Origin of the sequence: Pseudomonas sp. ZY71 (assembly GCF_036542145.1) — a bacterium.
Classification (GTDB): Bacteria; Pseudomonadota; Gammaproteobacteria; order Pseudomonadales; family Pseudomonadaceae; genus Aquipseudomonas; species Aquipseudomonas koreensis_A.
The window spans coordinates 5,455,419-5,474,394 of sequence record NZ_CP144274.1 but is presented as its reverse complement, the minus strand read 5'-3'; the positions used below and the strand labels follow the sequence as shown (position 1 = coordinate 5,474,394).

At 58.8% G+C, this 18,976-nt stretch carries 22 protein-coding genes and 1 tRNA gene; 20 read left to right on the top strand and 3 right to left on the bottom strand.

Translation table 11 applies throughout. The annotated features are described in order from the left end of the window. Positions 1 to 92: 92 nt before the first annotated feature. Both VY732_RS24180 and VY732_RS24175 read right to left on the bottom strand, forming a co-directional pair. Positions 93 to 422 (bottom strand): hypothetical protein, encoded by a 330-nt coding sequence (locus tag VY732_RS24180; protein WP_331691996.1) that lies wholly within the window; start codon positions 420 to 422, stop codon positions 93 to 95. Positions 423 to 558: 136 nt separating this feature from the next. Beyond that, a tRNA-Leu gene (locus tag VY732_RS24175) sits at positions 559 to 643 on the bottom strand. Between the two features lie 107 nt (positions 644 to 750). Between VY732_RS24175 and queA the strand changes: the two genes are divergently transcribed. The 6 genes from queA (at position 751) to VY732_RS24145 (ending at position 6,854) form a co-directional block, all read left to right on the top strand. After that, the gene (queA, locus tag VY732_RS24170; RefSeq protein WP_077574434.1) at positions 751 to 1,815 is read left to right on the top strand and encodes a tRNA preQ1(34) S-adenosylmethionine ribosyltransferase-isomerase QueA; all 1,065 of its coding nucleotides are present in this window, start codon (positions 751 to 753) and stop codon (positions 1,813 to 1,815) included. A 14-nt stretch (positions 1,816 to 1,829) separates the two neighbouring features. Beyond that, a complete protein-coding gene (tgt, locus tag VY732_RS24165) occupies positions 1,830 to 2,945 on the top strand; it encodes a tRNA guanosine(34) transglycosylase Tgt (protein WP_163004798.1) in 1,116 nt (371 codons plus the stop codon). 43 nt (positions 2,946 to 2,988) lie between these two features. After that, positions 2,989 to 3,327 carry a preprotein translocase subunit YajC gene (gene yajC / locus VY732_RS24160; protein ID WP_007916913.1) on the top strand — a complete coding sequence of 113 codons (339 nt, stop codon included), beginning with the start codon at positions 2,989 to 2,991 and terminating at the stop codon, positions 3,325 to 3,327. A 64-nt stretch (positions 3,328 to 3,391) separates the two neighbouring features. Then, complete coding sequence (gene secD / locus VY732_RS24155) at positions 3,392 to 5,260, top strand: protein translocase subunit SecD (RefSeq protein WP_077574432.1); 1,869 nt, start codon at positions 3,392 to 3,394, stop codon at positions 5,258 to 5,260. A gap of 9 nt (positions 5,261 to 5,269) precedes the next feature. Continuing rightward, positions 5,270 to 6,184, top strand: coding sequence for a protein translocase subunit SecF (secF, locus tag VY732_RS24150; RefSeq protein ID WP_038362953.1), 915 nt, complete (start codon positions 5,270 to 5,272; stop codon positions 6,182 to 6,184). 121 nt (positions 6,185 to 6,305) lie between these two features. Next, positions 6,306 to 6,854: a glycine zipper 2TM domain-containing protein gene (locus VY732_RS24145; RefSeq protein ID WP_007956693.1), complete on the top strand. Its 549-nt coding sequence runs from the start codon at positions 6,306 to 6,308 to the stop codon at positions 6,852 to 6,854. A 250-nt stretch (positions 6,855 to 7,104) separates the two neighbouring features. Here the strand turns inward: VY732_RS24145 and suhB are convergent, their stop codons facing one another. Beyond that, the gene (gene suhB / locus VY732_RS24140; protein WP_016984379.1) at positions 7,105 to 7,923 is read right to left on the bottom strand and encodes a type III secretion system regulator SuhB; all 819 of its coding nucleotides are present in this window, start codon (positions 7,921 to 7,923) and stop codon (positions 7,105 to 7,107) included. A 145-nt stretch (positions 7,924 to 8,068) separates the two neighbouring features. Between suhB and trmJ the strand changes: the two genes are divergently transcribed. The 14 genes from trmJ (at position 8,069) to VY732_RS24070 (ending at position 18,973) form a co-directional block, all read left to right on the top strand. Beyond that, positions 8,069 to 8,839 carry a tRNA (cytosine(32)/uridine(32)-2'-O)-methyltransferase TrmJ gene (gene trmJ, locus VY732_RS24135; protein WP_331691993.1) on the top strand — a complete coding sequence of 257 codons (771 nt, stop codon included), beginning with the start codon at positions 8,069 to 8,071 and terminating at the stop codon, positions 8,837 to 8,839. Positions 8,840 to 8,842: 3 nt separating this feature from the next. After that, the gene (gene cysE, locus VY732_RS24130; RefSeq protein ID WP_007916901.1) at positions 8,843 to 9,619 is read left to right on the top strand and encodes a serine O-acetyltransferase; all 777 of its coding nucleotides are present in this window, start codon (positions 8,843 to 8,845) and stop codon (positions 9,617 to 9,619) included. Between the two features lie 238 nt (positions 9,620 to 9,857). Continuing rightward, positions 9,858 to 10,349, top strand: coding sequence for a Fe-S cluster assembly transcriptional regulator IscR (gene iscR / locus VY732_RS24125; protein ID WP_003227911.1), 492 nt, complete (start codon positions 9,858 to 9,860; stop codon positions 10,347 to 10,349). Between the two features lie 47 nt (positions 10,350 to 10,396). After that, the gene (locus VY732_RS24120; protein ID WP_077574430.1) at positions 10,397 to 11,611 is read left to right on the top strand and encodes an IscS subfamily cysteine desulfurase; all 1,215 of its coding nucleotides are present in this window, start codon (positions 10,397 to 10,399) and stop codon (positions 11,609 to 11,611) included. 101 nt (positions 11,612 to 11,712) lie between these two features. Continuing rightward, on the top strand, positions 11,713 to 12,099 hold the full coding sequence (iscU, locus tag VY732_RS24115) for a Fe-S cluster assembly scaffold IscU (RefSeq protein WP_007916892.1): 387 nt from the start codon (positions 11,713 to 11,715) through the stop codon (positions 12,097 to 12,099). A gap of 34 nt (positions 12,100 to 12,133) precedes the next feature. Then, on the top strand, positions 12,134 to 12,457 hold the full coding sequence (gene iscA / locus VY732_RS24110) for an iron-sulfur cluster assembly protein IscA (protein ID WP_003227904.1): 324 nt from the start codon (positions 12,134 to 12,136) through the stop codon (positions 12,455 to 12,457). Between the two features lie 8 nt (positions 12,458 to 12,465). Next, entirely contained in the window at positions 12,466 to 12,987 is a 522-nt protein-coding gene (gene hscB, locus VY732_RS24105) for a co-chaperone HscB (RefSeq protein ID WP_007916889.1), read from the top strand. 51 nt (positions 12,988 to 13,038) lie between these two features. Continuing rightward, positions 13,039 to 14,904, top strand: a complete 1,866-nt coding sequence (gene hscA, locus VY732_RS24100; RefSeq protein WP_331691975.1) for a Fe-S protein assembly chaperone HscA — start codon at positions 13,039 to 13,041, stop codon at positions 14,902 to 14,904. Then, complete coding sequence (fdx, locus tag VY732_RS24095; RefSeq protein ID WP_007916885.1) at positions 14,904 to 15,245, top strand: ISC system 2Fe-2S type ferredoxin; 342 nt, start codon at positions 14,904 to 14,906, stop codon at positions 15,243 to 15,245. Before hscA ends, fdx begins: the two co-directional genes overlap by 1 nt. A 14-nt stretch (positions 15,246 to 15,259) precedes the next feature. Beyond that, a complete protein-coding gene (gene iscX, locus VY732_RS24090; protein ID WP_077574428.1) occupies positions 15,260 to 15,460 on the top strand; it encodes a Fe-S cluster assembly protein IscX in 201 nt (66 codons plus the stop codon). An 87-nt stretch (positions 15,461 to 15,547) separates the two neighbouring features. Continuing rightward, positions 15,548 to 15,973 (top strand): nucleoside-diphosphate kinase, encoded by a 426-nt coding sequence (gene ndk, locus VY732_RS24085; protein ID WP_007916882.1) that lies wholly within the window; start codon positions 15,548 to 15,550, stop codon positions 15,971 to 15,973. A gap of 28 nt (positions 15,974 to 16,001) precedes the next feature. Beyond that, positions 16,002 to 17,150 carry a 23S rRNA (adenine(2503)-C(2))-methyltransferase RlmN gene (gene rlmN, locus VY732_RS24080; protein ID WP_077574427.1) on the top strand — a complete coding sequence of 383 codons (1,149 nt, stop codon included), beginning with the start codon at positions 16,002 to 16,004 and terminating at the stop codon, positions 17,148 to 17,150. Between the two features lie 12 nt (positions 17,151 to 17,162). Beyond that, entirely contained in the window at positions 17,163 to 17,921 is a 759-nt protein-coding gene (pilW, locus tag VY732_RS24075; protein ID WP_331691971.1) for a type IV pilus biogenesis/stability protein PilW, read from the top strand. Beyond that, positions 17,921 to 18,973, top strand: a complete 1,053-nt coding sequence (locus VY732_RS24070) for a RodZ family helix-turn-helix domain-containing protein (RefSeq protein WP_331691970.1) — start codon at positions 17,921 to 17,923, stop codon at positions 18,971 to 18,973. The genes pilW and VY732_RS24070 overlap by 1 nt, the downstream gene beginning before the upstream one ends. The last annotated feature ends 3 nt before the right edge of the window (positions 18,974 to 18,976 follow it).

Genomic DNA, 18,976 nt, shown 5'->3' with positions numbered 1-18,976 from the left:
TGTATGTTTCTGAGGAAGGAGGCGCTGATGATTTCTAAGTAAAAGGGGGCCGAACAGAGGCGATATTTTATGGCGTAAACGACGCAAGGCTGTCACTGGCTATCTTTTAGATAATCTAAGATTAAGAGCAGCGGGTTTTTAAGCTGGTCAATGGATCGGGCTTGGCGGAAATCTTCTGATAGCTTTTGCAACTCACGTCCGAGCGGCTTCTCGACACCGCCCAAGGCGTCCATCGCCAAACCCAGGCATTCATTCATCTTGAACTGAATGGTCTCGACATCCCCGCGCCGCACTAATAGTTCGAAAATGTCTTTCTGGTAATCACCCATGACCATGTCGTCCCGCAGAATCGGGCTCAGGCCTTCTTCCTCGTAAGCGAGCTTGAGGGAGAAAAGGGCGACTGTTTCCAGTGACGTTTCCATGGGGTGGGTCCTTGGGTTTTCGGTTGACCAAGAAGCGGTGGATCAAAAGATCGCAGCCTGCGGCAGCTCCTACAACAGCAGCCACTTTCCGGCAGACGAAAAAAAAGGCCTTGCTAAGCAAGACCTTTCTTAATTTTGGTGCCCCGAGGGAGACTCGAACTCCCACTCCTTTCGAAAACGGATTTTGAATCCGCCGCGTCTACCAATTCCGCCATCAGGGCTCAATGGCGGCGAAGTATAGAGATGAGATTACCGTCGGTCAATCAGGTACATAGAGAATTTTCGATATTTCCGCTAGACTTTCCGGCCCTGCTAGACGAACCCCATCATGCGCGTTGCTGACTTTACTTTCGAGCTCCCTGATTCGCTGATCGCCCGCCACCCTTTGGCCGAGCGTCGCGGTAGTCGCCTGCTGACCCTTGACGGGCCGAGCGGCGCCCTCGCACACCGTCAATTCACTGATTTGCTTGAGCACTTGCGCCCGGGCGATTTGATGGTGTTCAACAATACCCGGGTGATTCCGGCGCGGCTGTTCGGGCAGAAAGCGTCCGGCGGCAAGCTGGAAATCCTTGTTGAGCGGGTGCTCGATACGCACCGCGTGCTGGCCCATGTGCGTTCCAGCAAGTCGCCGAAGCCGGGTTCGAAGATTCTTATCGACGGTGGTGGCGAAGCCGAAATGCTTGCGCGTCACGATGCGTTGTTCGAGCTGGGCTTTGCTGAAGAAGTGTTGCCGCTGCTTGATCGCGTCGGGCACATGCCGTTGCCTCCTTATATAGACCGCCCGGACGAAGGCTCGGATCGCGAGCGTTATCAGACCGTGTACGCCGAGAAACTCGGTGCGGTGGCGGCGCCGACGGCCGGGCTCCATTTCGATCAGTCGCTGATGGAAGCGATTGCGGCCAAGGGCGTTGAGACCACATTCGTTACGTTGCACGTGGGCGCGGGGACGTTCCAGCCGGTGCGCGTCGAGAAGCTTGAAGATCACCACATGCACACTGAGTGGTTGGAAGTCGGCCAGGACGTGGTCGATGCGGTCGCGGCGTGCCGTGCGCGCGGTGGTCGGGTGATTGCGGTCGGTACCACCAGCGTGCGTTCGCTGGAAAGTGCCGCGCGCGATGGCGTGCTCAAGCCGTTCAGTGGCGACACCGATATCTTTATCTTCCCGGGCCGGCCGTTCCATGTGGTCGACGCCCTGGTGACCAATTTCCATTTGCCGGAATCGACGCTGTTGATGCTGGTTTCGGCATTTGCCGGTTATCCCGAGACCATGGCCGCCTACAAGGCCGCCGTCGACAACGGTTACCGCTTTTTCAGCTACGGTGATGCAATGTTCATCACCCGTAATCCCGCACCGACTGCCCCTGAACAAACAGGCCCAGAGGAAACAGAATGAGTCGCGAATGTCGCATGTCCTTTGAACTTCTGGCCACCGATGGCAAGGCCCGGCGTGGTCGCCTGACCTTCCCGCGTGGCACCGTCGAGACCCCGGCGTTCATGCCGGTGGGCACTTACGGCACGGTCAAGGGCATGTTGCCGCGTGACATCGTTGCCACCGGCGCAGAAATCATTCTCGGCAACACCTTCCACCTGTGGCTGCGTCCTGGCACCCAAGTGATCAAGGAACACGGCGACCTGCACGATTTCATGCAGTGGAAAGGCCCGATCCTGACTGACTCCGGTGGTTTCCAGGTGTTCAGCCTGGGCGCGATGCGCAAGATCAAGGAGGAGGGCGTGACCTTCGCCTCCCCGGTCGACGGCGCGAAAGTGTTCATGGGCCCGGAAGAATCGATGCAGGTGCAGCGCGATCTCGGCTCCGACATCGTGATGATCTTCGACGAATGCACCCCGTACCCGGCTGACGAAGACGTTGCTCGCGTTTCGATGGAATTGTCGCTGCGCTGGGCCCAGCGCTCGAAAAATGCCCACGGTGAAAACACCGCGGCGCTGTTCGGCATCGTTCAGGGCGGCATGCACCAGGATCTGCGCATGCGCTCGCTCGAAGGCCTCGACAAGATCGGCTTCGATGGCCTGGCCATTGGCGGTCTGTCGGTGGGCGAGCCGAAGCACGAGATGATCAAAGTATTGGATTATCTGCCGGGCATGATGCCGGCTGACAAACCTCGTTACCTTATGGGCGTTGGCAAACCGGAAGATCTGGTTGAGGGTGTGCGCCGCGGTGTGGACATGTTCGATTGCGTGATGCCAACCCGTAATGCCCGCAATGGGCATCTGTTCATTGATACCGGCGTGCTGAAGATCCGTAACGCGTTCCATCGCCATGATGAATCGCCGCTGGATCCGACCTGCGATTGCTATACCTGCCAGAACTTCTCCCGCGCTTATCTGCATCACCTGGACAAGTGCGGCGAAATGCTGGGAAGCATGCTCAATACCATCCATAACTTGCGCCATTATCAGGTGCTGATGGCTGGTTTGCGCGAGGCTATTCAACAGGGTACATTGGCCGCCTTTGTCGATGCCTTCTACGCCAAACGCGGGCTCCCCGTTCCGCCTTTGGACTGAGTTTTCTGACCCCAAGATTCAACATTTGCAACTGGAGTGCTAAATGAGCTTTTTTATCTCTAACGCCATGGCTGACGCGGCTGCACCGGCTGCTGCCGGCCCAATGGGCGGCGGTTTCGAGTGGATTTTCCTGGTCGGTTTCCTGGTCATCTTCTACCTGATGATCTGGCGTCCACAGGCCAAGCGCGCCAAAGAGCAGAAGAACCTGCTGAGCAGCCTGCAGAAAGGCGACGAAGTTGTGACCACCGGCGGCATCGCTGGCAAGATCACCAAAGTGGCCGATGACTTCGTGGTTCTGGAAGTTTCCGACACCGTGGAAATGAAGTTCCAGAAAGGCGCCATCGCCGCCACGCTGCCAAAAGGCACGCTGAAAGCGATCTGAAGCAACAACTTCTACTCAATCGACGGGGCGCGCAAGGCGCCCCGCGTTCATAACGGGCGGCGTGATGCTGAACAAATATCCTCTGTGGAAATACATTCTGATCCTGGCGGTGCTGGCGATCGGTCTGATTTATTCCGCTCCGAATCTATACCCCGATGACCCGGCCATTCAGGTCAGCGGTGCAAGCACTGCGCTGCAAGTCAATCAGGCTGATCTGGATCGTGTGAGCACTGCGCTCAAGGAGTCCGGGATCAACGTCAAGGCAGCCACGCTGGCCGCCAACGGCAAGGGCGGTCTGATCCGTCTGAGCAAGGCTGAAGACCAGCTGCCGGCCAAAGACGTTGTGCGCAAGGCATTGGGTGATGACTACGTCGTCGCGCTGAACCTGGCACAGACCACCCCGCAATGGCTGCGCAATCTGGGCGCGCACCCGATGAAGCTGGGTCTGGACTTGTCCGGTGGTGTGCACTTCCTGCTGGAAGTGGACATGGACAAAGCCCTCGATGCACGCCTGAAAGTCTACGAAGGCGACGTCAAGAGCCTGCTGCGTAAAGAGAAGCTGCGCTATCGCAGTCTGCCGCAACTGGGCGGTGCCATTCAGTTGGGCTTCAGCGATGAAGATTCCCGCGAACAGGCCCGTGCACTGATCCGCAAGAACTTCAACGATTTCGACATTGTTCCGGCCGACCTCAATGGTCAACCGGTGCTGCGTCTGGCGATGACCCCGGCAAAGCTGGCGGAAATCCGTGAATACTCCATCAAGCAGAACTTGACCACGGTACGTAACCGCGTCAACGAGCTGGGTGTTGCCGAACCGATCGTTCAGCGTCAGGGCGCCAACCGCATCGTGGTTGAGCTGCCGGGCGTGCAGGACACTGCCGAAGCCAAGCGTATTCTCGGCAAGACGGCCAACCTTGAGTTCCGTCTGGCTGCAGAGCCGGGTGCTTCGAAAGCCACTTCCGAAACGTTCGAGTTCCGTGAAGGCAATCGTCCGCCAGCACAGATCGAGCGTGGTCTGATCATCACCGGTGACCAGGTTACCGACGCCAAGGCCGGTTTCGGCGAGCACGGCACCCCGGAAGTGAACATCCGTCTGGATGGTCACGGTGGTGAGCTGATGAGCCGCGCTACTCGTTCGAACGTTGGTCGCAGCATGGCGGTGATCTTCATCGAACAGCGTCCGATCACCACTTACACCAAGCAAGTGGTCGATGGCGTCGAGAAAGACGTTGCGGTGCAAACGTTCAAGGAAGAGAAGAAAATCATCAGCCTGGCGACCATTCAGTCGCCGCTGGGTGCTCAGTTCCGCATCACTGGCCTGAACGGTCAGGGCGAGTCGTCCGAGCTGGCGCTGCTGCTGCGTGCCGGTGGTCTGGCCGCACCGATGTACTTCGCTGAAGAGCGCACCATCGGCCCGAGCCTGGGTGCTGACAACATCACCAAAGGTATCGATGCGTCGCTGTGGGGCATGCTGTTCGTGTCGCTGTTCATCATCGCCATCTACCGCTTCTTCGGCATCATCGCCACCGTCGCTTTGGCGGTGAACATGGTGCTGCTGCTGGCCTTGATGTCGCTGCTGGGTGCAACGCTGACCCTGCCGGGTATCGCCGGTATCGTTCTGACCATGGGTATGGCGGTCGACGCCAACGTGCTGATCTTCTCGCGAATTCGTGAGGAGATCGCCGCCGGCATGACGGTGCAGCGTGCAATCAACGAAGGCTTCGGCCGGGCATTCACCGCGATTCTCGACGCCAACCTGACTACCTTGTTGGTCGGCGGGATTCTCTTTGCCATGGGCACCGGCCCGGTCAAAGGTTTCGCAGTGACCATGTCCCTCGGGATCTTTACCTCGATGTTCACGGCCATCATGGTGACCCGCGCAATGGTCAACCTGATCTTCGGCGGACGTGACTTCAAGAAGTTGTGGATTTAAGGGGCTGCCATGTTACGTACAATCAACTTCATGGGCGTTCGCAACTTCGCGTTCGGCGTCACAGTGTTTCTCACGTTGCTGGCTATGTTCAGTGTCGTGACCAAGGGTATGAACTGGGGCCTGGACTTCACTGGCGGTACGCTCATCGAGCTGACCTACGAGCGTCCGGCGGATGTCACCAAGGTGCGTGAAGAGCTGGTGACTTCGGGTTATCACGAAGCCATCGTGCAGAGCTTTGGTGCAACCACCGATCTGCTGGTGCGCATGCCGGGTGAAGACCCGCAGTTGGGCCACCAGGTCGCGCAAGCGCTGCAGAAACTCGGCGGTGACAACCCGGCGACGGTCAAGCGTGTCGAGTTCGTCGGCCCACAGGTCGGTGAAGAGCTGCGCGACCAGGGCGGCCTCGGCATGCTGCTGGCGCTCGGCGGCATCCTGATCTACCTGGCTTTCCGCTTTCAGTGGAAGTTCGCGGTCGGCGCCATCGTTTCGCTGATTCACGACGTGATCGTGACCATTGGTATCCTGTCGTACTTCCAGATCACTTTCGATCTGACCGTGCTGGCGGCGGTGCTGGCGATCATCGGTTACTCGCTGAACGACACCATCGTGGTATTCGACCGGGTTCGTGAGAACTTCCGTGTCCTGCGCAAGGCAACGCTGATCGAGAACATCAACATCTCGACCACGCAGACCCTGCTGCGCACCATGGCGACGTCGATCTCGACTTTGCTGGCGATCGCGGCACTGCTGTTCTTCGGCGGTGACAACCTGTTCGGCTTCTCGATCGCGCTGTTTATCGGTGTACTGGCGGGTACCTACTCGTCGATCTACATCGCTAACGTGGTACTGATCTGGCTGAACCTGACCACCGAGGATCTGATTCCTCCGGCCAACACCGAGAAGGAAGTCGACGACCGTCCATAACGGCCATCGTTTTCCCGGCTGTCAGCCCAAGAAAGGCGCGAGTTGAACTCGCGCCTTTTTTTATGCTCCAAGGCTGGGAGAAGCGCGGGCGCGTCCCGTATGTGATGGTCAGGAGGTTCATGTGAACAAGTCGTTGCTGGTTGGTGCGGTATTGGGTGCTGTCGGTGTGACTGCCGGGGGTGCTGTTGCCACCTACAGCCTGGTTAAAAGCGGCCCTGAGTATGCGCAAGTATTGGCCGTTGAACCGGTTAAAACACAGATCAAGACTCCACGTGAAGTGTGCAAGGACGTGACAGTGACGCGTCAGGCACCGGTAAAGGATCAGCATCAGATTGCCGGTACCGTCGTCGGTGCGCTGGCAGGTGGTTTGCTGGGTAATCAGATTGGCGGCGGCACCGGCAAGAAGATTGCCACGGTCGCCGGTGCGGTCGGTGGCGGTTATGCGGGTAACAAGGTGCAGGAAGGCATGCAAGAGCGTGACACCTACACCACCACGCAAACCCGCTGCAACACGGTCAATGACATCAGCGACAAGGTCGTCGGTTACGACGTGCGTTACTCGCTCGATGGCAAGGAAGGCAAAGTGCGGATGGATCGCGATCCGGGCAACCAGATTCCGGTCGACAAGGAAGGCAAGCTGATTCTGTCGCAGAATGAGCCGGGTCAGTAATTACTGGCTGTTTTACAAAGAAGCACCCTGCGGGGTGCTTTTTTTGTGCCCTCCATTTAAGCAGCACAGCAAATCCCCTGTAGGAGTGAGCCTGCTCGCGATAGCTATTTATCATTCAATACAGGTGGTGGCTGATACACCGCTATCGCGAGCAGGCTCACTCCTACATTGGTCCGGTGGTGTGGCGGGTGACGAATTCCAGGCATAAAAAAAGCACCCCGAAGGGTGCTTTTTTCGTCTCGCCGGAAGCTTAGCGCTTCAGCGAGGCCGGCAGGTGCGGCTGGATCGCCGTCAGAACTGCCTTGAAGCATTTGGTGTTGCCGGCAACGATGTGGCCTTTTTCAAGGAAGTCGTGACCGCCGGTGAAGTCGCTCACCAGGCCGCCAGCTTCTTGAATCAGCAGGGCGCCTGCAGCCATGTCCCACTCGGACAGACCCGATTCCCAGAACGCGTCGAAACGACCGGCAGCCACATAAGCCAGGTCCAGGCTGGCGGAACCGGCGCGGCGGATGCCGGCAGTCTGGCCAACCAGAGCGCGGAACATGCCCAGGTAGTTGTCGAGGTTGTCCATCTGGTCATCGCGGAACGGGAAGCCGGTACCCAGCAGGGCGCCGTCGAGGCTGGTGCGACCGCTGACGCGCAGACGACGACCGTTCAGTTGGGCGCCGCGACCACGGCTGGCGGTGAATTCTTCCTGGCGAACCGGGTCCAGAACCACTGCGTGTTCCAGGCGACCGCGGTATTTGCAGGCGATGCTGACAGCGAAGTGAGGAATGCCGCGCAGGAAGTTGGTGGTGCCGTCCAGTGGATCGATGATCCACAGGTACTCTTCGCCTTCGATGCCGGTACCGGCGTGCAGGCCAGTCTCTTCACCGCGGATGGAGTGGTTCGGGTAAGCCTTGCGCAGGGCGTCGATGATTTTCTGTTCAGCGGCGCGATCGACCTCGGATACATAATCCTTGGCGTCTTTTTCGTCGACCTTGATGGTATCCAGGCGCTCGATGGAGCGGAAGATCAGTTCACTGGCGCTGCGGGCGGCGCGCAGCGCGATATTCAGCATGGGCTGCATGGATGTGTCACCTAAGGTTGTTAAAGAAAGCCGCGCATTCTATCAGAACTTTTCTTCAGGTGAAGGACGCTGTTCGCTTTCATAGCTTAACGGTAGGCTGTTCTGTAAGATTTGCACCCCTTTCCTGTGTCCGAGAGCGCCTCCCTTGCTGCAGAACATTCGTGTTGTCCTGGTCAATACCAGCCACCCCGGCAATATCGGCGGGGCCGCGCGCGCCATGAAAAACATGGGTCTGTCGCGACTGGTGCTGGTCGAACCGCGCCTGTTTCCGCATCACGAGGCCGATGCTCGCGCCTCCGGTGCCGGTGACGTCCTTGAAAACGCGCAAGTCGTCGCCACCTTGGAAGATGCCTTGGTCGGCTGCAATCTGGTGCTTGGCACCAGCGCCCGTGACCGTCGAATCCCCTGGCCGCTGCTGGATCCTCGCGAATGCGGGACCAAAGTGGTCGAGGAGGCCGGGCAGGGTGCTGAAATCGCCTTGGTGTTCGGTCGTGAAGATTCCGGCCTGACCAATGACGAGCTGCAGCGATGTCACTTTCACGTGCACATTCCCTCCGACCCTGAGTTCAGTTCGCTGAACCTCGGCGCGGCGGTGCAGGTATTGAGCTACGAAGTTCGCATGGCCTGGCTGGCGGCACAAGGTCAGCCGAGCAAGATCGAGAAAGAAGAAGTGGCCTCGGTGAAAAGCGCCGAGCTGGCGACCATGGATGAGCTGGAGCGCTTTTATGAGCATCTGGAGCAGACGCTGGTCGCCATCGAATTCCTCGATCCCGAGAAACCCCGGCACTTGATGGCGCGCCTGCGCCGGTTGTACGGACGCAGCTCGGTCAGCCGGGCGGAAATGAATATTTTGCGTGGCATCCTCACGGAAACCCAGAAAGCGGCCCGTGGTGAGCTTCTTAAGCGGAAGGACTAAATGATGTTTGAGCGTTTGCGTGAAGATATCCAGAGCGTGTTCCATCGAGACCCGGCGGCGCGTAACGCTTTTGAAGTCCTGACCTGCTACCCCGGCATGCATGCGATCTGGATTCATCGATTGGCCGGCATGCTGTGGCGCAACGAACTGAAGTGGCTGGCACGGCTGGTTTCGAATTTCGGCCGCTGGTTGACCGGGATCGAGATTCACCCGGGCGCCAAGGTCGGTCGTCGTTTCTTTATCGACCACGGCATGGGCATCGTCATCGGTGAAACCGCTGAGATTGGCGATGACGTGACCATTTATCAGGGCGTGACCCTGGGTGGCACCAGCTGGAATAAAGGCAAGCGCCACCCGACGTTGGGTGATGGCGTGGTTGTTGGTGCGGGCGCCAAGGTGCTTGGCCCGTTCACGGTTGGCGCCGGTGCCAAGGTCGGCTCCAATGCTGTGGTGACCAAAGAAGTGCCGCCGGGCGCCACTGTTGTCGGTATTCCTGGACGAATCATCGTCAAGTCCGATGAGGAGCAGGACGCCAAGCGCAAGGCCATGGCGGAGAAGATCGGTTTCGATGCCTACGGCGTCAGCGAAGACATGCCCGACCCGGTGGCGCGCGCCATTGGTCAGTTGCTCGATCACCTGCAAGCAGTGGACGGGCGGCTGGAAGGGATGTGCGGCGCGCTGAAGGATCTGGGCAGTAATTACTGTGCGAAAGATCTGCCTGAGCTGCGTGAAGAAGACTTCGCCTGCGTCAAAGGCAAAGACGAGTCGAAAGCCAGCTAAACCGCAGCGCGTCCTTCGCGAGCAAGCTCGCTCCCACATTGGAATGCATATCCCTTGTGGGAGCGAGCCTGCTCGCGAAGAACGATAACGCGGTACCGCTGGCTGCATGCCGCCAGCCTTTGCTATGATGCGCGCGCTCTTTTGCGGGTAATCCTGACTAAAGTACTAGGTCTTAAAGTTGACTTAAATACTCGGGAATTGCATACTCGCCCCATTCTGAACTCCGTGGTAACTGTCCATGCGACTGACTACAAAAGGCCGATACGCCGTGACCGCCATGCTTGACCTGGCGTTGCACGCGCAGCACGGGCCCGTGTCCCTGGCCGATATCTCCGAGCGCCAAGGCATCTCCCTGTCCTACCTCGAACAGCTGTTCGCCAAGCTGCGCCGCAGCAACCTGGTTTCCAGTGTTCGCGGCCCGGGTGGTGGCTACCAGTTGTCCCGCGACATGCAGGGCATTCAGGTCGCTCAGGTGATCGATGCGGTAAACGAATCGGTCGATGCCACCAAATGCCAGGGCCAGGGCGATTGCCATTCCGGCGACACCTGCCTGACCCATCATCTGTGGTGCGACTTGAGCCTGCAGATTCACGAATTTCTAAGTGGTATCAGCTTGGCTGATCTTGTGACTCGCCGTGAGGTGCAAGAAGTAGCCCAGCGTCAGGACCAGCGCCGTTGCAACAGCAAGGCGCCACGCCTGGACAAGATTGAAGCGTCCGCCGTCGAATGACAGCCAGAGAGCTAGCGGCACGCCAGCCCTGATTTAGGAGATAGTCCATGAAATTGCCGATTTACCTTGATTACTCTGCGACCACCCCGGTTGATCCGCGTGTTGCGCAAAAGATGAGTGAATGCTTGCTGGTCGACGGAAACTTCGGTAACCCGGCGTCCCGTTCCCACGTGTTCGGCTGGAAGGCTGAAGAGTCCGTCGAAAACGCCCGTCGTCAGGTGGCCGATCTGGTCAACGCTGATCCGCGCGAAATCGTCTGGACCTCCGGTGCCACCGAATCCGACAACCTGGCAATCAAGGGTGCGGCGCATTTCTACGGCTCCAAGGGCAAGCACCTGATCACCTCCAAGATCGAGCACAAGGCTGTCCTCGACACCATGCGCCAACTGGAGCGTGAAGGTTTCGAGGTTACTTACCTCGAGCCGACCGAAGACGGTCTGATCACCCCGGCCATGATTGAAGCTGCATTGCGCGAAGACACCATCCTGGTCTCCGTGATGCACGTGAACAACGAAATCGGCACCGTCAACGACATCGCAGCGATCGGCGAACTGCTGCGCGCCAAGGGTGTTCTGTTCCACGTCGACGCCGCTCAGTCCACTGGCAAGGTCGACATCGACCTGCAGAAGCTGAAAGTCGACATGATGTCGTTCTCCGCTCACAAAACCTACGGCCCTAAAGGCATCGGCGCGCTGTACGTCAGCCGCAAGCCGCGTGTGCGCATCGAAGCGACCATGCACGGCGGCGGTCACGAGCGTGGCATGCGTTCCGGCACCCTGGCGACCCACCAGATCGTCGGCATGGGCGAAGCGTTCCGCGTAGCCAAAGAAGACATGGCTGCCGAAAACGTCCGTATCAAAGCCTTGAGCGACCGCTTCTACAAGCAGGTCGAGCACCTGGAAGAGCTGTACGTCAACGGCAGCCTGACCGCCCGCGTTCCGCACAACCTGAACCTGAGCTTCAACTACGTTGAAGGCGAGTCGCTGATCATGGCGCTCAAGGATCTGGCGGTATCGTCCGGTTCGGCGTGCACCTCGGCGTCGCTGGAGCCTTCGTACGTACTGCGCGCCCTGGGCCGCAACGACGAACTGGCACACAGCTCGATCCGCTTCACCTTCGGCCGCTTCACCACCGAAGAAGAAATCGACTACGCCGCGCAGAAAGTCTGCGAGGCCGTTACCAAGCTGCGCGCTCTGTCGCCGCTGTGGGACATGTACAAAGACGGCGTCGATATCTCGAAAATCGAGTGGGCGGCACACTAAATATAGAAGCCGCCAGATACAGATCCTGTAGCGACGCGGCGGTTTACGCAGCGCAGTTGCAGGGTCTCAAGAGCGGCCCTGATGAGTGAGGATTGAGAATCATGGCTTACAGCGAAAAGGTCATCGACCACTACGAAAACCCGCGCAACGTCGGCAAGATGAACGCGGAAGATCCTGATGTCGGCACCGGCATGGTCGGCGCTCCGGCGTGCGGCGACGTGATGCGTCTGCAAATCAAGGTCAACGACGCTGGCATCATCGAAGATGCCAAGTTCAAGACCTACGGCTGCGGTTCGGCTATCGCTTCCAGCTCCCTCGCTACCGAGTGGATGAAGGGCAAGACCCTGGACGAAGCAGAAACCATCAAGAACACTCAGCTGGCCGAAGAACTGGCCCTGCCGCCAGTGAAGATTCACTGCTCGGTACTGGCTGAAGACGCTATCAAAGCGGCTGTTCGCGATTACAAGCAGAAGAAAGGCTTGATCTGACTTTCTGGATTTGGCGACGAGTAAGGAGTCACCGATGGCTATCAGCATGACAGAAGCGGCTGCTCGACACGTGCGGCGCTCCCTCGACGGGCGCGGCAAAGGTGAAGGGATTCGTCTGGGTGTTCGCACCACAGGCTGTTCCGGCCTTGCCTACGTGCTGGAGTTTGTCGACGAGGTGGTTGCAGAGGATCAGGTGTTCGAGAGTCACGGCGAAAAAGTGATCATCGACCCGAAAAGCCTCGCCTACCTGGACGGCACCGAGCTCGATTTCGTCAAGGAAGGGTTGAACGAAGGCTTCAAGTTCAACAACCCCAACGTACGCGGTGAATGTGGCTGCGGCGAAAGCTTCAACATCTGAGGCTTGTCGTGGGTATTCCTTGTCATTTCGCTTTATTCGAGCTGCAACCGGGTTTCCGTCTGGATCTCGAGCAGTTGGCCACGCGCTATCGTGAGTTGGCGCGCGGCGTTCATCCTGACCGCTTTGCCGACGCTTCCGAGCGTGAGCAGCGGTCGGCACTCGAGCAGTCTGCGCGGCTCAACGACGCCTATCAGACGCTCAAGAGTCCGGCCCAGCGCGCACGCTACCTGCTGACCATCAGCGGGCATGAAGTGCCGATGGAAGTCACGGTCCATGACCCCGAGTTTCTTCTGCAGCAGATGCAATGGCGCGAAGAGCTCGAAGACCTCCAGGACAGTGCCGACCTTGACGGTGTCGCGGTGTTCAAGCGGCGCTTGAAAGTGGCTCAGGAAGAACTCAATGAAAGCTTCGCAGCCTGTTGGGATGATGCGGCGCAACGCGAACAGGCCGAACGCCTGATGCGGCGCATGCAGTTCCTCGACAAGCTCACCTACGAAGTGCGCCAGTTAGAAGAGCGCCTCGACGATTAACCCAGTGCCGCTCCGGTCGCACGCCTGATATACAGATAAGTCCTGATCACGATGGCCCTACTGCAGATCGCCGAACCCGGCCAAAGTCCTCAACCGCACCAGCGTCGTCTGGCTGTGGGGATCGACTTGGGCACTACCAATTCGCTGGTCGCTGCGTTGCGCAGTGGTCTTTCCGAGCCGTTGGCCGACGCAAACGGGCAGGTCATCCTGCCGTCTGCTGTGCGTTACCACGCCGATCGCGTCGAAGTCGGCGAGTCGGCCAAACTGGCTGCCGCTTCCGATCCTTTGAACACCGTGCTGTCGGTCAAGCGCTTGATGGGTCGTGGTCTGTCCGACGTCAAGCAATTGGGCGAGCAACTGCCATACCGCTTTGTCGGTGGCGAGTCGCACATGCCGTTCATCGACACCGTGCAGGGCCCGAAAAGCCCGGTCGAAGTCTCCGCCGATATCCTCAAGGTGCTGCGTCAGCGCGCTGAAGCGACGTTGGGCGGCGAACTGGTGGGGGCGGTGATCACCGTTCCTGCGTATTTCGATGATGCCCAGCGTCAAGCGACCAAGGATGCGGCCAAATTGGCGGGTCTGAACGTGCTGCGCCTGCTCAATGAGCCGACTGCGGCCGCTGTGGCGTACGGTCTGGATCAGCATGCCGAAGGCCTGGTCGCGATTTATGACCTGGGCGGCGGTACTTTCGATATTTCGATTCTGCGTCTGACTGGCGGTGTTTTTGAAGTGCTGGCCACTGGCGGCGACAGCGCGCTGGGCGGCGATGACTTCGATCACGCGATTGCTGGCTGGATCATCGAGAGCGCGGGCCTGTCCGCCGATCTCGATCCGGGCGCGCAACGTAATCTGCTGCAAACCGCTTGTGCGGCCAAAGAATCCCTGACCGACTCGGCCAGCGTTGAAGTGGCCTATGGCGACTGGAAGGCACCGCTGACCCGCGAAGCCTTCGATGCGCTGATCGAGCCAATGGTCGCGCGCAGCCTGAAAGCCTGCCGCCGTGCCGTTCGCGACTCCGGCATCGAGTTGGAAGACGTGCACGCGGTGGTCATGGTCGGCGGTTCGACCCGCGTGCCGCGTGTTCGTGAAGCCGTTGCCGAAGCCTTCGGTCGTCAGCCTCTGACTGAAATCGACCCGGATCAAGTGGTGGCCATCGGTGCTGCGATCCAGGCGGATACGCTGGCGGGCAACAAGCGCGATGGCGGCGAACTGCTGCTGCTCGACGTGATTCCGCTGTCCCTGGGGCTGGAAACCATGGGCGGCCTGATGGAGAAGGTGATTCCGCGCAACACCACCATCCCCGTCGCTCGCGCACAGGATTTCACTACTTATAAAGATGGCCAGTCGGCCATGGCGATCCACGTCCTGCAGGGTGAGCGCGAGCTGATCAGCGACTGCCGTTCGCTGGCGCGCTTCGAATTGCGTGGTATTCCGGCGATGGTCGCCGGTGCAGCGAAGATTCGCGTGACCTTCCAGGTCGATGCCGACGGTCTGCTCAGCGTTTCCGCCCGAGAATTGGGTTCAGGTGTTGAGGCGAGCATTCAGGTCAAACCGTCCTACGGTCTGACCGACGGCGAAATCGCCAAAATGCTGAAAGATTCGTTCCAGCACGCCAATGACGACAAAGTCGCCCGTGTTCTGCGTGAGCAGCAAGTCGATGCCCAGCGCCTGATCGAAGCGGTGCAGGGCGCTCTTGAGGTTGATGGCGAGCGTTTGCTCGACGCCGAAGAGCGCATGGTCATCGATCTGCAGTTGCAGGAACTGGCCGAACTGATGAAAGGTACCGATGGTTACGCCATCGAGCAGCAGACCAAGCGTCTGTCGCAAGTGACCGATGCTTTTGCTGCCCGCCGCATGGATCTGACGGTGAAAGCCGCTCTGTCGGGGCGCAATCTGAATGAAATCGAGGATATCTGATGCCGCAGGTCATTTTTCTGCCCCACGAGAAGTTCTGCCCTGAAGGCATGGTGGTCGAGGCAGCGCCCGGCACATCGATTCTCGAGTTGGCCCACGAACACCACATCGAGATGGAAAGCGCCTGCGGTGGCGTGTGTGCTTGCACCACCTGCCACTGCATCATCCGCGAGGGTTTCGACTCGATGGAAGAGGCTGACGAGCTGGAAGAAGACTTCCTCGATCGTGCCTGGGGTCTGGAAGCGCAATCGCGTCTGGCTTGCCAGGCTATCGTTGGTGAAGAAGACATCACCGTCGAAATTCCGAAATATTCGCTTAACCATGCGGCTGAAGCGCCGCACTGACTGGTAAGACTGTCATGAGCTACGGTTGGAATGATGTTCAACGTATTGCAGAAGAGCTGGCCGAGGCCCATGCCGGCGTCGATCCGTATTCTGTAGGTTTTGTCCGTCTGCAGCAGATGATCCTGGATCTGCCTGACTTCGATAGCACTTCTGGCCGTGTCGGCGAGAAGGTGCTGGAAGCGGTTCAGGAGCTCTGGGCCAAAGAATTGGACTGATCGTCTCGCAGGTTAGGCAATACCCAAGAACCCGCGTATAATTCGCGGGTTTAATTTTTCGCAAATTACCGTTTCTGGAGTTACACCATGGCTGTTCAACGCACTTTCTCCATCATCAAGCCTGACGCTGTTGCAAAAAACGTCATCGGCGAAATCACCACTCGTTTCGAAAAAGCCGGCCTGCGCGTTGTAGCTTCGAAACTGAAGCAACTGTCCAAAGCTGAAGCTGAAGGCTTCTACGCTGAGCACAGCGCTCGTGGTTTCTTCGGCGACCTGGTTGCTTTCATGATCTCCGGTCCTGTTGTTGTTCAGGTTCTGGAAGGCGAAAACGCTATCGCTCTGAACCGTGAGCTGATGGGCGCTACCAACCCTAAAGAAGCTGCTGCCGGCACCATCCGCGCTGACTTCGCTGATTCCATCGACGCCAACGCTGTTCACGGTTCGGACTCCGAAGCCGCAGCTGCTCGTGAAATCTCGTACTTCTTCGCAGCTACTGAAGTAACCACTCGCTAAGCATTGGCTTAAGAGTGAAGGTGAATCCATGACTACATCGACTGTAAAAACCAACCTGCTGGGTCTGACTCAACAGGAAATGGAAAAATTCTTCGACTCAATCGGGGAGAAGCGTTTCCGTGCCGGTCAGGTAATGAAATGGATTCACCACTTTGGCGTCGATGATTTCGACGCCATGACGAACGTCAGCAAGGCCTTGCGCGACAAGCTCAAGGCTATTGCTGAGGTCCGTGGTCCGGAAGTGGTCAGCGAGGACATCTCCAGCGACGGCACCCGTAAGTGGGTGGTGCGCGTGGCGTCCGGCAGCTGCGTCGAGACCGTGTACATTCCCCAGGGCAAACGCGGCACTCTGTGCGTTTCGTCCCAGGCAGGCTGTGCCCTGGATTGCAGTTTCTGCTCCACCGGCAAGCAAGGCTTCAATAGCAACCTCACCGCCGCCGAAGTCATCGGTCAGGTGTGGATTGCCAACAAATCTTTCGGCAGTGTCCCGGCTACCGTCGACCGTGCCATCACCAACGTGGTGATGATGGGCATGGGTGAGCCATTGCTGAACTTCGACAACGTCGTCGCCGCCATGCATCTGATGATGGATGACCTCGGCTACGGGATCTCCAAGCGCCGCGTGACCCTGTCCACCTCGGGTGTGGTGCCGATGATCGATGAGCTGGCCAAGCACATCGACGTGTCCCTGGCGTTGTCGTTGCACGCACCAAATGACGCATTGCGTAACCAATTGGTGCCGATCAACAAGAAATATCCGCTTAAGATGCTGCTCGAGTCGTGCCAGCGCTACATGTCGTCCCTGGGCGAGAAGCGTGTGCTGACCATCGAGTACACCTTGCTCAAGGACATCAATGACAAGGTTGAGCACGCCGTCGAGATGATCGAGCTGCTGAAGAACATTCCGTGCAAGATCAACCTGATTCCGTTCAACCCGTTCCCGCATTCCGGGTACGAGCGGCCGAGCAACAACGCGATCCGTCGTTTCCAGGATCAGTTGCATCAGGCCGGTTTCAACGTCACTGTCCGCACCACCCGTGGTGAAGACATCGACGCTGCATGTGGTCAATTGGTAGGGCAGGTGCTGGATCGCACCCGTCGCAGCGAACGTTACATCGCCGTGCGCGAGTTGAGCGCCGACAGCGATCTGGCACAGAACGCCGCGAACACAAATTAAGAGAGGATCTCTATGTCCCTGCGCTTTGCGCTGCTGTTGCTGTTGACCAGCCTGTGTGCTGGTTGTGTCCTGTCGGGTGACTACAACCCGATGAAGACCAGCAAGGGCCGCGATGAAGCGCGGGCTGCCTACGTGCAGTTGGGGCTGGGATACTTGCAGCAAGGCATGACCGAGCGGGCCAAGGTGCCGCTGAAAAAAGCGCTGGAGATCGACGGTTCCGATCCTGATGCCAATGCTGCTCTCGGCTTGGTGTTCCAGTCCGAAATGGAGCCGGACCTGGCCGACGAACACTTCCGCAAGGCTTTGTCCTCCCGTCCTGCCGATGCGCGCATCCTCAACAACTACGGCAGTTTTCTCTACGAACAACAGCGTTATAAAGAAGCCTACGAGCGTTTTGAACAGGCCGCCGCCGATACCCTGTATCCTGAGCGTTCGCGTGTGTTCGAGAACCTCGGCATGACGGCGGCGAAGCTCGGTCAGCGTGATCTGGCGCAGCAGCAGCTGGAAAAGGCGCTGCGTTTGAACCGCCAACAGCCACGCGCATTGCTGGAAATGGCTGAGTTGTCCTTCGAAGACAGGCATTATGTGCCCGCGCGTGACTATTACGACCGTTTCAGCCTGCTGACCGAACAAAATGCACGTAGTCTATTGCTCGGCGTTCGGCTGGCAAAAGTGTATGAAGATCGCGACAAGGCCGCCAGTTATGGCCTGCAATTAAAACGACTCTATCCCGGTACGCCGGAATATCAGCAATACCTGTCGGAGCAATGATGAAAGCGGCGCATCCCGAAGTTGTAGCAGCGAATCGCGTTAACCCCGGTGAGACCCTGCGCCAGGCCCGCGAAAGCAATGGCTGGTCGCTGGCCGAAGTGGCCCTCAAGCTCAACCTCACCGTGACCTCCCTGAGCAACCTTGAAGCCGGCGCTTTCGACAAGCTGCCGGGGCATACCTTCGCTCGCGGTTACATTCGCGCTTATGCCAAATTGCTCGGCATGGACCAGACCGTTCTGGTTCAGCAATTCGACCAGTCCACCGGCACCGACTCCCAGGGCAGCAACGTTCATGCCCTCGGCCGTATCGAAGAGCCGGTGCGGGTTTCCCACACCATTTTGCGTATTGTCAGCCTGCTGTTGCTGATCGCGGTCATCGGCGGCGGTTTCGTCTGGTGGCAGGATCAGACGTCGCTGCGCAGCAAGGATGTGGCTTCTTTGGCGCCTGAGCACGTTGAAGTCGAAGGTGCTGACGGCACCACCCAGATTCACCCGATTGACGAGCCGGAAGACCAGGCTGTCGAGGAGAACCAGGTCGATACTTCGACAGCGCTGGCGCTGCCTCAGTCTGAAACCACCGCTGAATCGACCGGTGCCGAAGCTACCACCCCGGCAACCACTCCGGCCGCACCGGCCGCACCGGTTGCGCCGGCTGCACCGACGACCGCCCCGGCTCATACGCCAGCGCCAGTTGTCGCAACCCCGGCAACCCCGGCACCAAACGTTCCCGCGACTCCAGCACCGACCACCACTGCGCCGGTTGCTCCTGCTACTGCCGCACCAACCGCAGAAGCGGCCGCGCCGGTTGCAGGCGACGGCCAGGTACAACTGCAGTTCAGCGCCGATTGCTGGGCGCAGGTTACCGATGGCCGTGGCAAAGTGCTGTTCAGCGGTCTGAAGCATAAAGGCGATAATGTGACCGTCAGCGGCAAGCCGCCGCTTGCCGTGCGTCTGGGCGTTGCCCGTGCTGCACAGGTCAGCTACAACGGCCAGCCGGTCGATATCGCTCCGTTCACCAGTGGCGAGACTGCTCGCCTGAAGTTGGGTCAATAAGTC

What these genes read in the sequence shown, in the direction of transcription:
- VY732_RS24070 (WP_331691970.1), top strand. Translation starts at nt 17,921, where the DNA reads ATGAAAGCGGCGCATCCCGAAGTTGTAGCAGCGAATCGCGTTAACCCC.
- iscU (WP_007916892.1), top strand. Translation starts at nt 11,713, where the DNA reads ATGGCTTACAGCGAAAAGGTCATCGACCACTACGAAAACCCGCGCAAC.
- VY732_RS24120 (WP_077574430.1), top strand. Translation starts at nt 10,397, where the DNA reads ATGAAATTGCCGATTTACCTTGATTACTCTGCGACCACCCCGGTTGAT.
- iscA (WP_003227904.1), top strand. Translation starts at nt 12,134, where the DNA reads ATGGCTATCAGCATGACAGAAGCGGCTGCTCGACACGTGCGGCGCTCC.
- yajC (WP_007916913.1), top strand. Translation starts at nt 2,989, where the DNA reads ATGAGCTTTTTTATCTCTAACGCCATGGCTGACGCGGCTGCACCGGCT.
- pilW (WP_331691971.1), top strand. Translation starts at nt 17,163, where the DNA reads ATGTCCCTGCGCTTTGCGCTGCTGTTGCTGTTGACCAGCCTGTGTGCT.
- queA (WP_077574434.1), top strand. Translation starts at nt 751, where the DNA reads ATGCGCGTTGCTGACTTTACTTTCGAGCTCCCTGATTCGCTGATCGCC.
- cysE (WP_007916901.1), top strand. Translation starts at nt 8,843, where the DNA reads ATGTTTGAGCGTTTGCGTGAAGATATCCAGAGCGTGTTCCATCGAGAC.
- rlmN (WP_077574427.1), top strand. Translation starts at nt 16,002, where the DNA reads ATGACTACATCGACTGTAAAAACCAACCTGCTGGGTCTGACTCAACAG.
- iscR (WP_003227911.1), top strand. Translation starts at nt 9,858, where the DNA reads ATGCGACTGACTACAAAAGGCCGATACGCCGTGACCGCCATGCTTGAC.
- secD (WP_077574432.1), top strand. Translation starts at nt 3,392, where the DNA reads ATGCTGAACAAATATCCTCTGTGGAAATACATTCTGATCCTGGCGGTG.
- secF (WP_038362953.1), top strand. Translation starts at nt 5,270, where the DNA reads ATGTTACGTACAATCAACTTCATGGGCGTTCGCAACTTCGCGTTCGGC.
- ndk (WP_007916882.1), top strand. Translation starts at nt 15,548, where the DNA reads ATGGCTGTTCAACGCACTTTCTCCATCATCAAGCCTGACGCTGTTGCA.
- VY732_RS24180 (WP_331691996.1), bottom strand. Translation starts at nt 422, where the DNA reads ATGGAAACGTCACTGGAAACAGTCGCCCTTTTCTCCCTCAAGCTCGCT.
- iscX (WP_077574428.1), top strand. Translation starts at nt 15,260, where the DNA reads ATGAGCTACGGTTGGAATGATGTTCAACGTATTGCAGAAGAGCTGGCC.
- suhB (WP_016984379.1), bottom strand. Translation starts at nt 7,923, where the DNA reads ATGCAGCCCATGCTGAATATCGCGCTGCGCGCCGCCCGCAGCGCCAGT.
- hscA (WP_331691975.1), top strand. Translation starts at nt 13,039, where the DNA reads ATGGCCCTACTGCAGATCGCCGAACCCGGCCAAAGTCCTCAACCGCAC.
- tgt (WP_163004798.1), top strand. Translation starts at nt 1,830, where the DNA reads ATGTCCTTTGAACTTCTGGCCACCGATGGCAAGGCCCGGCGTGGTCGC.
- fdx (WP_007916885.1), top strand. Translation starts at nt 14,904, where the DNA reads ATGCCGCAGGTCATTTTTCTGCCCCACGAGAAGTTCTGCCCTGAAGGC.